The 13,005-nt window shown below is 50.6% G+C and carries 12 protein-coding genes; 9 read left to right on the forward strand and 3 right to left on the reverse strand.

What is annotated here, in order from left to right:
- Nucleotides 1-18 precede the first annotated feature (18 nt).
- The 5 genes from H503_RS0102475 to H503_RS0102495 all read left to right on the forward strand — a co-directional run bounded on the left by H503_RS0102475 (nucleotide 19) and on the right by H503_RS0102495 (nucleotide 7,065).
- On the forward strand, nucleotides 19-1,899 hold the full coding sequence (locus H503_RS0102475; protein WP_009015071.1) for a sigma-54-dependent Fis family transcriptional regulator: 1,881 nt from the start codon (nucleotides 19-21) through the stop codon (nucleotides 1,897-1,899).
- Nucleotides 1,900-2,044: 145 nt separating this feature from the next.
- Nucleotides 2,045-2,683 carry a tRNA (guanosine(46)-N7)-methyltransferase TrmB gene (gene trmB / locus H503_RS0102480; protein ID WP_009015070.1) on the forward strand — a complete coding sequence of 213 codons (639 nt, stop codon included), beginning with the start codon at nucleotides 2,045-2,047 and terminating at the stop codon, nucleotides 2,681-2,683.
- Between the two features lie 15 nt (nucleotides 2,684-2,698).
- On the forward strand, nucleotides 2,699-3,907 hold the full coding sequence (locus H503_RS0102485) for an FtsW/RodA/SpoVE family cell cycle protein (protein ID WP_021736723.1): 1,209 nt from the start codon (nucleotides 2,699-2,701) through the stop codon (nucleotides 3,905-3,907).
- Entirely contained in the window at nucleotides 3,904-6,096 is a 2,193-nt protein-coding gene (locus H503_RS0102490; protein WP_022227209.1) for a penicillin-binding protein, read from the forward strand. Before H503_RS0102485 ends, H503_RS0102490 begins: the two co-directional genes overlap by 4 nt.
- A 147-nt stretch (nucleotides 6,097-6,243) precedes the next feature.
- Nucleotides 6,244-7,065, forward strand: a complete 822-nt coding sequence (locus H503_RS0102495) for a bifunctional 5,10-methylenetetrahydrofolate dehydrogenase/5,10-methenyltetrahydrofolate cyclohydrolase (protein WP_009015067.1) — start codon at nucleotides 6,244-6,246, stop codon at nucleotides 7,063-7,065.
- On the opposite strand, the gene H503_RS0102500 is transcribed toward H503_RS0102495, so the two are convergent.
- Nucleotides 7,066-7,461: a thioesterase family protein gene (locus H503_RS0102500; RefSeq protein ID WP_009015066.1), complete on the reverse strand. Its 396-nt coding sequence runs from the start codon at nucleotides 7,459-7,461 to the stop codon at nucleotides 7,066-7,068.
- A 152-nt stretch (nucleotides 7,462-7,613) separates the two neighbouring features.
- Here H503_RS0102500 and H503_RS0102505 point away from each other — a divergent pair, with 152 nt between their 5' ends.
- The 3 genes from H503_RS0102505 to H503_RS0102515 all read left to right on the forward strand — a co-directional run bounded on the left by H503_RS0102505 (nucleotide 7,614) and on the right by H503_RS0102515 (nucleotide 10,445).
- Nucleotides 7,614-9,113 carry a class I adenylate-forming enzyme family protein gene (locus tag H503_RS0102505; RefSeq protein WP_009015065.1) on the forward strand — a complete coding sequence of 500 codons (1,500 nt, stop codon included), beginning with the start codon at nucleotides 7,614-7,616 and terminating at the stop codon, nucleotides 9,111-9,113.
- Nucleotides 9,113-9,925, forward strand: a complete 813-nt coding sequence (locus H503_RS0102510) for a hypothetical protein (protein WP_014128061.1) — start codon at nucleotides 9,113-9,115, stop codon at nucleotides 9,923-9,925. The genes H503_RS0102505 and H503_RS0102510 overlap by 1 nt, the downstream gene beginning before the upstream one ends.
- Nucleotides 9,926-10,046: 121 nt before the next feature.
- Complete coding sequence (locus tag H503_RS0102515; RefSeq protein WP_014128062.1) at nucleotides 10,047-10,445, forward strand: DUF190 domain-containing protein; 399 nt, start codon at nucleotides 10,047-10,049, stop codon at nucleotides 10,443-10,445.
- A 200-nt stretch (nucleotides 10,446-10,645) separates the two neighbouring features.
- Here H503_RS0102515 and H503_RS0102525 read toward each other — a convergent pair whose 3' ends face one another.
- Nucleotides 10,646-10,951: a LysM peptidoglycan-binding domain-containing protein gene (locus H503_RS0102525; RefSeq protein WP_009015062.1), complete on the reverse strand. Its 306-nt coding sequence runs from the start codon at nucleotides 10,949-10,951 to the stop codon at nucleotides 10,646-10,648.
- Between the two features lie 366 nt (nucleotides 10,952-11,317).
- Between H503_RS0102525 and H503_RS0102530 the strand changes: the two genes are divergently transcribed.
- Complete coding sequence (locus H503_RS0102530) at nucleotides 11,318-12,643, forward strand: hypothetical protein (RefSeq protein WP_016459833.1); 1,326 nt, start codon at nucleotides 11,318-11,320, stop codon at nucleotides 12,641-12,643.
- 72 nt (nucleotides 12,644-12,715) lie between these two features.
- On the opposite strand, the gene H503_RS0102535 is transcribed toward H503_RS0102530, so the two are convergent.
- Nucleotides 12,716-13,005 (reverse strand): IS3 family transposase (locus H503_RS0102535; RefSeq protein WP_026385416.1); only part of this gene is annotated, 290 nt, incomplete at its 5' end.

Consider the following 13,005-nt stretch of genomic DNA (forward strand, 5'->3'; position numbering starts at 1 on the left):
AGTTGAGGGAGGAAGTTCATGATTAGGGAACGACGCAATAAGGAAAAATTGACGAGTTATTATAATAAGTTCATTGAAGAGGGCATCATCGATCCCAATGTCCATCCGTGGGTCGCTGAGTCGTGGCGTCGCTGCGATGCCCGTAAACAGAACCATGAGACCATGCCGGCTAATGGGGTGCGCCTTTCGGCCAATGAATTGGCCCGGCAGTTGGAGCTGCATAAAGATGTCCTGACTTATGTGGATGGACTTTTTGAACAGAATAAGCAGTATTTTAACTCCCATAACCTGTCCATGATCATCGTTGATGAAAAGGGGTATGTCCTCAAAAACTATGCCCTGCCGTTCTTCCAGCGGAGCATTGATGATATTCAGGGCATGCGTGTGCTCGAAGAGGACTGTGGTACGTCGAGCCTTTCTGTGGCCCGCAGCCACAATGTTCCCTTCCTGATGTTCGGACCGGAAATGTGGGTCCGCGAATGCCATTCCGGTGATGCCTGCTCCGCCCCCATCAGTGTGGATGGACAGAATCGATACTTTTTGTCCATGTTCAGCCTGGACCAGAATGACCTGCCTTATGACATCCTGCTCAGCTTGCTCATGACCATGAAGTATTCCGTCGAAAATTACCTCAAGATGATTGAATACTGGAAGGTCTGCAACATCATCTCCGAAGACATCCCTGCAGCTATTTTCTGGGTCAACCGGGATGGCTCCCTGCGCTACGCCAATGACCGGGCCCGTCTGCGCATGGATGAGGGGGCCCGTATGGAAGATGTCTTCCTGAACTATGAACATATTCCTGTACAAAAAGGTTTTGATGGCAAGAAGACGATCCGTAAGGAAATCACGTGGATTACCCAGGACCGTACCTATGAAGATGTGACGAGCGTCCTGCCCGTCTATAACAGCGGCCGTGTCGACAGTGTCGTCGTCATCACCATGTCCATCGAGGATTTGAAGACCACCATTGCCCACGCCACGGGATACAGTTCCCGCTACAGCCTTTACAGTATGGTCGGTAATTCCAGCGAGTTCCAGGCCCTGCAGCATAAGGCCGCCCGCGTCGCCCGCGGGGATAATAACATCCTGCTCCAAGGCGAACCGGGTACGGGCAAGCAGCGTCTTGCCCACGGTATCCATCAGGCAAGTCCACGGGCTGCGGCTCCGCTCATTACGGTGCGCGGTCACGAAGGACCGGAAGAGGAACTGGAAGAAGAATTTTTTGGCAAGACCGATGGTACGGGCCATCTGGCAGCCGGCAGTTTGGAACTGGCCAATGGGGGAACGCTTTTCCTTGATGAAGTGGAAAAATTCCCGACGAAGCTGGGCGATGTCTTGGCTGATGCTTTGAAAAACGGTGTTCTCAACAAGGAGACAGGCGTTCGCCGGAAATTCAATGTCCGCATCATTGCGGCCTGTGACTCCAACTTGAAACGTCTGACCGATAAAGGCCTCTTTTCCAAGAGCCTCTATGAACTGGTCATTGGCACCGTCGTCCGGGTACCGCCCCTGCGGGAGCGGGTGGAAGATGTGGAAGTCATTGCCAACCATATCCTTACGGAAATGGCGGCCCGTCACAGCATGCCGACAAAGACGCTTTCCCACGAGGCCATGGAACTCCTCAACAGCTGCCACTGGCCCGGCAATATCAAGCAGCTCCAGGGAGTCATTGAACAGGCCTTCTTCCATACGGCAGGCAGTGTCATCGACGCCAGCCATATCAAGCTGCCTGGGGAACACCGCATTGAAAAATCCTGGAAGCATGATAAGGATGCCTTTGTTGCAAGCTGGAAACAGGCCGGTGGCAACATCAGCAAACTGGCCATTATGCTCGGAGTCAGCCGCGTGACACTTTACCGCTACTTGAAAAAATACGACCTAGGTCCCAAAAAATAAATCAAGGACATTATAGGGACGCATCTGTCCCGGGAAAGGTGCGCTTTGCCATCGACAAAACGCATCTTTTCGTGCTTTTTGTGAATGCCTCGTAAAAGGCTGCAAAAAGCCAGGAGCAGATCACCCTAAGGAGGAGCCCAGACCCATGCGTTTACGAAAAAAGCCCTGGATATCCCAGGCCTTGGAAGACTATAAAGGAAAAGAACTGCTCGAGGACGGTCTCGAGGCATACAAGGGAAAATGGCGCGCCCTTCTGGGCGATAAACCCCTTTACCTTGAAATTGGCTGTGGCAAGGGGCAGTTTATCAGCCAAATGGCCCAGCTTCATCCCGAAAATGCCTACCTTGGCATTGAAACCCAGCGGGATGTCTGTTACTATGCTGTGAAAAAACTGCGGGATCAGGAAATTGATAATGCCCGTATTCTGCGGGCTGATGCGGCCCATCTGCTTGACTGGTTCGAAAAAGGGGAAGTGGAAGGGCTCTACCTCAACTTCAGCGATCCCTGGCCCAAGGCTCGTCATGCAAAACGACGCCTTACTTACCGCAGTTTCCTTGCTCTTTATAAGACAATCCTAAAACCCGCGGGGCATCTGCGGTTCAAGACCGATAACGATGCGCTTTTTGAGTTTTCCTTGGAAGAATTCAAGGAATTTGGCCTTCCCCTTCTCACCGTAAGCAGGGACCTCCACCACACGGAGATCCTCAACGAAGCACAGACAGAGTACGAACAGCGCTTCAGTGCCTTGGGAAAGAATATCAATTTCTGCGAAGTTGTTTTTTAGTGGGAAAGGAATCGGATGATGAAGGAGAAATGCATCTTCAAAAATCCTAAAATCGCGATGGTGATCCTCGTCATGGCTCTGATGATTGCCGGCGCCCTCAATGTCTATAGTGCCAGTTTTGCTATGATGGGCTATGGAAAAGGGTATTTTAGCGGCTATATCGCAAGATATCTTCTTTTTGGAGTCATCGGCCTGATTTTAATGGGATGGTTGGGCTGGAAAATGGACTATCATCAACTCCTGGGACGGAGGGCGGAAATGGCGATTGCTTTTATCAATATCGTTTTGCTCGTTGCCGTCGATCTGGCCGGTCATACGGCTAAAGGCGCCCAACGCTGGCTGTCCCTTGGCCCTGTCAGTTTCCAGCCTTCGGAATTGGCAAAGCTTGCCATCATCCTTTTAGGTGCCGCTTACCTCGGGAAGGTCATGGAACAGGGGAAGAAACCCTCTCTTGTGAATCATTTTTCCTTTGCTGTGGTGATCATCGGCCTCCTTGTTTTCAAGCAGCCTGATATGGGAACCAGTGCTATTTTGATTGCCATTGCCTTTTTTCTCTATATTCTTGCCGGACTGCCGACCCTCATGGTCATCGGGACAATCCTTATCGGTGCGGTGGGGGCCGTAGTCGGTGTTGTCATTGCTCCCTACCGGCTGAATCGCATTTATGTATGGCTTGACCCCTTCCGAGATCCCCAAGGTCTCGGCTACCAAATGGTCCAGTCAAAGGTGGCCATTGGCAGTGGTGGATTTGGCGGTCTTGGGCCTGGCCAGGGGCTGGGAAAATATTTTTATCTTCCTGAAGCCCACACGGACTTTGCTTTTTCCGTATTCTGTCAGGAACACGGTTTTTTGGGCGCGTTCGTCCTCATTGTCCTTTTTCTCATGCTTGGATATGTAATCTATACGGTCGCACGCCGGACGCGCGACCATCAAGGGTTTCTCCTTGTCATGGGCGCCAATTTCCTTATCGTTGGACAGGCCTTTGCCAATATGGCTATGGTCTGCGGAATCCTGCCCGTCATTGGGGTGCCGCTATCTTTTATTAGTTATGGGGGAACGAGTCTTGTCACGACACTCCTTGCTATGGGGCTTGTTTTCTCTGTCTATCATGACGAAGTGCGTCGGGAAGAAAAGGAAGCCCCGCCGACTCTGCCCCTCCGCCATTCACAGCGGCCTCCCTTTGTGGGAACGCCGCGCTATCAGAAAGACAGGTGGAAAAAATGAAGCTTTCATTTTTCAATTTTTTCCGCAGAAAGAAACAAAAAAAGGCGACTGAGGGTCCTTCCTTTCCTCAGTGGAACCGTCCATCGGGACGAAGGAACCGGCAGTCCCTGGATAATGACCACGCTTTTTCAGCGTCTGCCGCGCATGAACACAGTCGCCGGATCCTAACCTTGGAAAGGGATCGCGGTGCTTTGAAGCGCGGTCAGCGGCGTAGCCGCGTCTTGTGCCTTGCTATGGTCTTATTTGTCGGTGCCATTATCCTGCAGCTTGTGAACCTGCAGTTCGTCCAAAAGGATTTTCTTGCCCACTGGGCCTTGAATCAAATCAGTGGGGAAAACCTTGAAATTGTCCCCCGTGGGAGCATTGTAGACCGTAATGGGGAAGAACTGGCCGTAAGTGTTGTTTCCCGGTCACTTGCCGTCAATCCTCAGGAACTGGTTGATGATCCTGACCGTTGGCCAAAGGGCCAGATGCCGGTTCGCGATGTGCGTCAAGTCGCTGCCAACCGCCTTTCCCCTATCCTGCAGATGCCCGCTTCAAAGCTCATGGAGCTTTTTACCGATAAGCAGCATATGTTCTTTTGGGTGAAACGGACCTTGGATCCCCATGTTGCTAAGGAAGTCTCTGAGGTGTTGGACGAAGAAAAGATCCCTGGATTCCATTTTATTGAGGAAAGTAAACGGTATTATCCCAAAGATAACCTTGCAGCGCAAGTCATCGGATTTGTTGGAATCGATGATAAAGGACTTGAGGGCGTGGAAGCTTCCATGGATACTTATCTGCGCGGCGTCAAGGAAAAGCAGACCAATTACACGGATGCCAAGGGCAACCTCATTGGACCCTCCGGTTTGAATGAGGTCCAGATCCAGCGGAAGAATACTGTACAGCTGACCATTGATGCGCGCATGCAGTTCATCTTGGAGCGCGGACTTGACGACGCCATCAAAAAGACAAAGGCGGCAAGCGCCGCGGCAATCCTTATGGATCCCAATACGGGAGAAATCCTGGGGATGGCAAGCCGGCCGACCTTTGATCCCAATCACTTTGCCGACGCCTCCAGCGAGGCCTATATGAACCGCGGTGTAGGAATCATTTATGAGCCTGGATCTGTCTTTAAACCCATTATGGGTTCGGCCGGTCTTATGGAAAAGATCATTACGCCGGATACACCCTTCCATGATGAAGGATCCATCGACGTTGGCGGCCGGCGCATCCGTAACTGGGACGGCCGTGGATTGGGCAATATCAAGTTCGAGGATATCATCAAGTTCTCCGTCAATACGGGCATGGCTTCTCTAGGACTCAAGCTCGGCGGAGAAAAGGAAACCGAGTATGCCAAGCGCTTTGGCTTTGGCGAGGCTACGGGAACGGATGTACCGGGCGAAGAAGTGGGAATCCTTTATAATCCGAAGGACATGGTCCCCTCTGACGTTGCCACCATGGGAATCGGTCAGGGGATTGCCGTCACACCGCTTCAGATGCTGCGGGCCATCTGCGCCATTGCAAACGGGGGGAACCTCGTCCGCCCTTATGTCGTAAAGAAAGTGACCGGACCTGATGGTAAGGTCATCAAGGAAAATAAGACCCAAGTAGACCGGCAGGTCATTACGCCGGAAGTTGCTTCCCAGATGCGGGCCATGATGGAGAAGGTTGTTTCTGAAGGGGGCGGCAAATCGGCCCAGATCAAAGGCTACAAGATTGCAGGCAAGACGGGAACTGCAGAAAAGCTTTCTCCTAAAGGCGGGTATATCCCCGGTGTCTATATTGCTTCTTTTGTAGGCTTTGTGCCTAGTGATAATCCTCGCTATGCCATGATCATCATGATTGACTCTCCAAAGGGTGCCTATTATGGGGCACAGGTCTCAGCGCCGATTTTCCGCGACACGCTGCAGCAGATCCTTGTGGCTCAAGGCGTCCAGCCGAGCAATAAGGCTGATCTTAAGACCATGGATTCCCTTGCGGAAAAGGATGGAGGAAAGGAAGGAACCCTGCCTAGTCTTGCTCCCAGTGGGGAAAAGACAGTTCGCCTGCCCAACCTCGCCGGCTGGTCCCTGCGGGAGACGATGGAGATCCTTCAAAAGGGCGGGCTTCAGCTCCTGCCCATTGGCAGCGGAATCAGCTTCAAGCAATCCCCGCCGCCAGGGACGACCCTCAATGAAGGGGATGCTGTAACGGTTTGGTTCCGGTAAAGCGTTGTCACAGTGGTGCTCCTTGTAGTAGAATAAAATTAAGTGGATTCTTATCAGACTGCAGCAGTCTTCTTGGAGGAAACTGTTGCAGTCTTTTTTATAGGGAGAGGTCTTCTCTCCTTGTTCCTGAAGAAAGGATGAATCAACGTGAAACGACAGCTTGTCCTTGAAGGTAAGCCCGTGGCTGACGCAATTCGCGAGAAATTGGTCTCCCAATTTTCCGAATGCGAAGCGACCTTGGCCACTTTTATCATAGGAAACAATGCACCAGCCCATGTCTATAAGCGGAGTCTTTTGAAATGCGCCGAAAGCCTGGGCGTCAGGACGCGGGATGTGGAATTGCCCGAGAGCGTGACTCAACAGGAGGCTGAGGCCTCCCTTCGTGCTCTCAGCGATGACCCGGCTGTGACGGGGATCCTGCCCCTTATGCCGGTACCGCCCCAAATCAAGCAGATGACGCTCATGAGCTGCCTTGATCCCAAAAAGGACATGGACTGCCTCCATCCCTTGAACAGTGGGGAATTCTATCTGGGCATCAGTCCTTGGGGTCCCTGCACGCCGCGGGCTTGTATTGCCCTGCTTGACTATTATCATATTCCCCTTGTAGGCAAACGGGTCGTCATGGTGGGGTACGGTGATGTGGTCGGCCGTCCGCTCACGCTCATGCTCGTCGATCGCCATGCGACAGTCACTGTATGCCGTTCCAAAACAAAAAATCTGCCTAACATTCTCAGTCAGGCAGATGTGATTTTGAGTGCTGTCGGCAAGCCAAACTTCATCACTGAAGATATGGTTCGCGAAAACTGCGTCCTTGTCGATATTGGGCTTTCTTCCCTTGATGGGAAAATGGTGGGCGATATTTCTGAAGGGGCAAAGCTCAAGAAGGCTGCTGCCTATACGCCCGTTCCTGGTGGGGTCGGGGTCCTCAGCAATCTTATGGTTATGGAGACCTTGACGCGGAACCTTTGATCAGCGGTCGTATCTTGTTTTGAGCTTATTCATGAATTTTTCCTTTTTGACCAGGAAACGTTCATGGGATCCTTGCCCAATGATTCCGTGTTCATCGGAAGCCGTGAGCTTAAAGGAAAGCTTGCGCCCGTCAATACCGACGAGAACAGCTTTAGCGGTTACCTGGCGGCCAACAGCGGTTGCCGCGTCATGGGAGATGTTGAGGCTGATGCCGACACTTGTCGTATCCTCATCGAGGAGGGGTTCTACCAAGTTGCAGGCAGCCTGTTCCATGAGGGCAACCAGGGCCGGTGTAGCAAAGACATCGAGACTGCCGCTCTTCATGGCTTTTGCTGTGTTTGTGTGCATGACCATGACCGTTGCTTCAGCAGCGGAACCAATCCGAAATTCTGTCATAACAATTCACTTCTTTCTGCAATGTTTTTAAAATCCATTCGTTATCATTGTATTCATTTTTAGGTGTTTAGGCAAGGGAGGGGAGCATTCCATCCTGTTTCCGCAAGGCGTGGAGATAGGGGCCTGCCTTTATGCTATAAGGAGGGAGAACCATGTTGTTCCACGATATTTTTGCCCATCATCCTAAGGAGCGGGAAGCCATCATCGACCAGGACCGCAGCGTTACCTATGGTGAGTTTCAGGATCTGGTGGAGCGCTGGGCCGCTTATTTCGAAGCCCTAGGTGTAAAAAAGGGAGACCGTGTCGGTCTTGTCAGCAAGAACTGTTTGGAATTCATTGTCACCTATTTTGCTGTCATCAAGGCTGGCGGCGTCATTGTTCCCATCAATTTTCAGCTCGTGCCGCGGGAGATTGCCTATATCGTCAAGGATACAGCGATGAAGCTTCTTGTCGTAAAGGAGGCGCTGCCTCTTGCAGAACCGCTGCAGGAGCTTTCTGCTCCGTCTCTGATGCAGATTACCTTTGATGAGCTCCATCATGCGCCAGAGCAGGAATTTGTGCCCGTGTCCCTTACGGAAACCGATCCATCGACCATCATCTACACATCGGGAACAACGGGCAAACCCAAAGGGGCCATGCTCAGTCACGGGAACCTTTACGCCAATGCCCGTGATTTTATGGAATCGATTCCATTGACGGCAGAAGATACGGCCTTGTGCGTCCTTCCCATGTATCACTGTTTTGCCTGGACCGTGTGCGTGGCCGGTCCCCTGCTCTGCGGCGGACGAATCGTTATCCAGGCGGTCTATCAGTTCAAGGCCGCCATGCGGCTTGTAAAGCAGTACGGTGTAACGATGTTTACCGGCGTGCCAGCCGTATATCGTCTCCTTCATGAGAGCCGCGATCTTGATTCTGTCGATTCTGTCCGTTATTTCATCAGCGGCGGGGCGCCTCTGGGCCTCGACCTTGCCCGCGGTTTTGCCCTTAAGTTCGGCCGTCCTGTCCTCGAGGGATATGGCCTTTCTGAAGCCTCGCCTGTTGTCTCCGTCAACCTGCCCCATAAGGTAAAGGTCGGTTCCATTGGTCCGACCATTGCCCACGTCAAGGCAAAGATCATCAATGCCCATGGGGAGGAAGTTCCTCATTTCGAACGGGGAGAACTTCTTGTCAAGGGCCCCAATGTCATGCTTGGCTATCTCAACTTACCGGATGCGACGGCTAAGGCCATTGAAAAAGATGGCTGGCTTCATACCGGTGACGTAGGGTACATGGATGAAGATGGATTTATTTTCCTTGTCGATCGCGTCAAGGACATGATCATTTCAAGCGGTGAAAATGTGTACCCGCGGGAAATTGAAGAAGTTGTAAGTGCCTATCCTGGCGTGGCGGAGTGTTCCGTCATTGGTATTCCTGATGCCCTGCGGGGCCAGGCCATCTGTCTTTATGTGGTTCCTCGGGAAGGGGAGACCATCGATAAGAAGGCCCTGCGCCAGTATCTGATTGGTCGCATTGCCCCTTATAAGGTGCCGCGGGAGTATTTTCTTGTCGAATCCCTTCCCAAAACAGCGTTAGGCAAGGTGCGCAAGAATGTCCTGCGCGATGAGACCGTGGCCATCCTATCGAAAAACAAGTTTGCCGGGAGGGCCCTGTGATGAAACGGTTCCTTATCCTTATGGCGCTTGCCGCGTCCCTTCTCCTATCAGGATGCGCCCGTGGAGAGATTACGGTAGAACTTTCCCGCTTAGGAGCGGCGGACCTTACGGCCAAGCTTGTCACGCTCCCCATCCTGCAGCCAACGGCAGAGACTTTTGAAGAGGACTTCAAAAAAGATGGCTATACGGTCCAAAAAGTCGATGAAGGTGAATATAAGGGCTTTGTCGCCCATCGTCATTACAACCAGCTTTCGGACATCAAAGAATCCAAGCTGCTGCGGACCTATGACTTTGAAACTTGGTCCCATGCGGCCCAGTATGCCGTGAAAAATAACGGGGCTGCTGGATCGGGGTCCGAAGATAAGGCCCTGCGTCCCGCCCTTCCAGCAGAACGGCATGCGCCTGTTGTGACCTATCATGGAGGGCTTCTTTTTGATACGGTGAGCGTTCATAAGACCGTCCAGCTCAGCCCCCGTGAGGCGATGAAAGATCCCCGTACGGCGGGGATCCTGCGCAGCATCATGGGTCAGTTTGACCTGCGCTTCATCCTGAAGCTGCCGACCCGCGTCGACAGTGCCAATGCAACGAGCGTCAGTGAGGATGGCCGGGTCCTTATGTGGCGTCTGCCCTTGGGAGAGGATTCCGATCTTGATGCCTCCGTGACCTATCTCAATCCCATGAAAGCGGCAGGCTGGATTGTCCTGATTGGGATCTTAGGTGGCTTAGGCTCTGTTTACTTCCGGAAACGACGCCGGGAAAAGGCCCTTGAAGCGTTAGAAAAGAAACAAAGCGATAAGACCAAGTTGTCCTGAAAGATCCGCTATCTGCCGTTTCTTTTGCATGACCGTCCAAATTCTGTTACAATAGAATTGATAAATAAAGGCAGTTGTGGGTTATTTGTATGGGTATTTCATAGGAGCTGGAGGGACAAATATGGCAACTGAATTTCTGGAATTAAAAAAACTGACAATTTTTGTAGGAGAGGACTTTTTCTGTGGAGATCGTCCATTCTACAAAGTCATGCTGGAAAAGGCAGCTAAACTCAAACTTGCTGGCTGCACGGTGTTCCGCGGCCTCCAAGGCTACGGAAGCCGTGTCCGCGGAAGGGAACGGCGGCTTCTCATCAGTGTTTCGGAGGCTATCAATCTTCCTGTAATCATTACCATTATTGATACGGAAGAACAGATTAAGCGCGTCTTGCCATTCCTTGAAAAGAACCTGACTCATGGTGTGGCAACCCTTGATGACGTCAAGATGCTAGCGACAGACTTTGTCAAGGAACGTTTTGAAAAACCTGTGGAAGAGCGCCGCGATCCAAGCCTTCAGGAATAAACCAGTCATCATCGGATGGCGTTACGTGTTTTTATATATGTGTATCGCTGGGGGGTCTCTTTGTCTTTTTGTATCAAGGAAAGTCTGCTGCAGAAAGATGAAGGCCCCATCATGGATGAGGCGGTTCCATAATTCATTTAGCTGGAAAGAACGTAAAAAGGCGGCCAAAAAAGGATCTTCTCCTTTCTTGACCGCCTTTTTTATTGGTTTGAAGCCAGTTTCTGGTCTTTATCCCCTCGGACAGGGATGATCAATTTCTGACCTGGCTGAAGGGCTGCTTTGCGGTCCAGCTTGTTGGCATCAATGATCCGTTCAATGACGTTTCGCACATCTTCGCCGTCTTCTGTATGGCGGCTTGCGATGGACCAAAGGCTGTCACCCGTGTAGACGGTGACCTGCTGTTTATGAAGAAAGGCAGACGGAGCGGCGTTCATCTGCAGGATTCCAAAGGGGAAAAAACCAATCAAAAGCACGAATAATGATCCAATCATCTGTTTCATCATCATGATTCCACCTCACGTTCATACATCATAAAACTGAACTACTGTTTATTTGTTTGTATGATATCATGATAAATTTCGTTTTTCAATAGCTAAATCAAAAATATGTTCGTTAAAAATAAAAAGATAGGAAGCGTGTTCATCTTTTTGGACTGCATGGATTTTTTGCCAAATTGGTCTTGACAAAAGAATAGGCAGCAGATCCAGTCGTGTCTGGATAGTGGGAATGCTTGCCTGCCTGTCTTGAAGAGGTCCCTATTTGTCACATTTTTTCCTTACTGATATGGTATAATGATAAAAAGACCATTTTTTGCCTTTGGAAGTTCATTTTTAGCTGCAGTTCCTTGGCAAAGCAGTCAGGAGGGATTTTTAATGATGGAAGATAAGAACCAGATGGCTCACCAAGACCCTGTCGATCAGGAAGATCTGGTGGAAACCGATGTCCGCCCCTTGGAAGAAAGGGAAAAGGAGGCCGTCAAGGGAGAACTTATTGAAACCGAGCAGCCCGTGGATTATGAAAAGGAAGCAGAATATATCTGCCGCTGGGGTGCTGCAAGGGCCAGCGTCATTGTCATGACCCCTTTCTTGGGCTCCCTTGCCCTTATGGCCAATGAAGTCTATATGATTACGAGATTAAGCGATCTGTATGGTGTGGAACTTGAAACGGGTGCCATTGCCGGTCTCATTGGCTCTTTGGGTGCTTCTTTTGTGGGACAGACCCTCTTTACCCTCATTCCATTCCCACCGCTTCAGGTACCCATGGCTGTTGCTATCACCTATGGTGTAGGGAAGGCGGCTGATGCCTGGCTGAAGGCGGGCCAGCCCAAGGATATGGACCGAATCAAGGAAATCTTTGAAGCCGCTCGCAAGGAAGGGATAGCGCGTTTTAAGGAATTTAAGGAAGATCCGACAAGGAACCTTCCCTTAGGAGATGAAACAAAGGATATGATGAAGGAAAAAGCAGGTCCGCTTTTTGATAAAATCAAGAATGCTGCCGATACGGCCACGGATAAGGTTACGGCTGCGGTGGAAGATATCCGGTCCAGCAAGGAAGGACCGAAAGGCAAGCTTGCCTCCGCAATGGATGCGGCAAGTGATGTAGCAGAGCAGGCCCGTCTCGCCCTTCAGCCTTATAAGGAAATGGCCCTGCGCTGGATTGAGGCCCAGACCTGGGATGAACTGCGGTCTGGGACCCTTGTTGTTCCTTATGAAGATCTCGAAAAAGGGATCCGCGAAGCCATGAAGGACAGTGAGTTTAGGTTCGGCGGCTGCCACTATGCCAAGGATGGACTCTTGGAACTTGTCGTGGAACATGGAAAATATGGCACCATCACCATCGATGCAGGAATTGAAGCGTTTGCCCTTACGAGCAGTGCTTCTTATGGGCGCTTCCGCATCCATGATTTTGCGGTCAGTGAGAACAAGATTGGTGAGCTTGTCGTAAAGCTTCTTGGCTCGCGCCTCATCATGAGTCTTGTCAATGCGGTCTTCAATATGAAGACCATCAGCAAGGATGACATTGTCTGCACTTACAGTGACAATACGCTGACGGTTGACTTTACAGATGTCATCAAAAAGAGCAAAGCAGCTCAGTTTGTAATCAAGGACCGTAATCTATTCGACATTGTTACCCTTACTGGCCTTGTCCCGGAAGAATCAGGCCTCAAGGTATGCAGCAAGTGGACATTGATTAAATAATGACGAAAAAAGATAAAACCGCGGAAAATGTTGTTTGATGTGTACCCCAAAAACTGGACGCATATAAATTAGTTAAATGGCATTAGTGGATGTTTCCCGATATATTTCGGGAGGCATCCATTTTGTTTTTTTCTGAATCCTTTCCTTGTTGAAATAATGAATGTATTCTTTCACTGCTTTAGCAAATACCTTGAACGAGGTGTATTCTTTTTCGCTTCCGTAATACATTTCATTTTTCATCCGACCAAAAAAGGTCTCCATAATACTGTTGTCATAGCAGTTGCCCTTACGCGACATTGACTGTATAATTCCATGCTTTTTCAATTCACTTCTGTAATATTCATGCTGATACTGCCATCCCT

The sequence above is a fragment of the Acidaminococcus intestini DSM 21505 genome (genome assembly GCF_000425045.1).
Taxonomy (GTDB): Bacteria; Bacillota; Negativicutes; order Acidaminococcales; family Acidaminococcaceae; genus Acidaminococcus; species Acidaminococcus intestini.

What these genes read in the sequence shown, in the direction of transcription:
- H503_RS0102475 (WP_009015071.1), top strand. Translation starts at nt 19, where the DNA reads ATGATTAGGGAACGACGCAATAAGGAAAAATTGACGAGTTATTATAAT.
- trmB (WP_009015070.1), top strand. Translation starts at nt 2,045, where the DNA reads ATGCGTTTACGAAAAAAGCCCTGGATATCCCAGGCCTTGGAAGACTAT.
- H503_RS0102485 (WP_021736723.1), top strand. Translation starts at nt 2,699, where the DNA reads ATGATGAAGGAGAAATGCATCTTCAAAAATCCTAAAATCGCGATGGTG.
- H503_RS0102490 (WP_022227209.1), top strand. Translation starts at nt 3,904, where the DNA reads ATGAAGCTTTCATTTTTCAATTTTTTCCGCAGAAAGAAACAAAAAAAG.
- H503_RS0102500 (WP_009015066.1), bottom strand. Translation starts at nt 7,461, where the DNA reads ATGACAGAATTTCGGATTGGTTCCGCTGCTGAAGCAACGGTCATGGTC.
- H503_RS0102505 (WP_009015065.1), top strand. Translation starts at nt 7,614, where the DNA reads ATGTTGTTCCACGATATTTTTGCCCATCATCCTAAGGAGCGGGAAGCC.
- H503_RS0102510 (WP_014128061.1), top strand. Translation starts at nt 9,113, where the DNA reads ATGAAACGGTTCCTTATCCTTATGGCGCTTGCCGCGTCCCTTCTCCTA.
- H503_RS0102515 (WP_014128062.1), top strand. Translation starts at nt 10,047, where the DNA reads ATGGCAACTGAATTTCTGGAATTAAAAAAACTGACAATTTTTGTAGGA.
- H503_RS0102525 (WP_009015062.1), bottom strand. Translation starts at nt 10,951, where the DNA reads ATGATGATGAAACAGATGATTGGATCATTATTCGTGCTTTTGATTGGT.
- H503_RS0102530 (WP_016459833.1), top strand. Translation starts at nt 11,318, where the DNA reads ATGATGGAAGATAAGAACCAGATGGCTCACCAAGACCCTGTCGATCAG.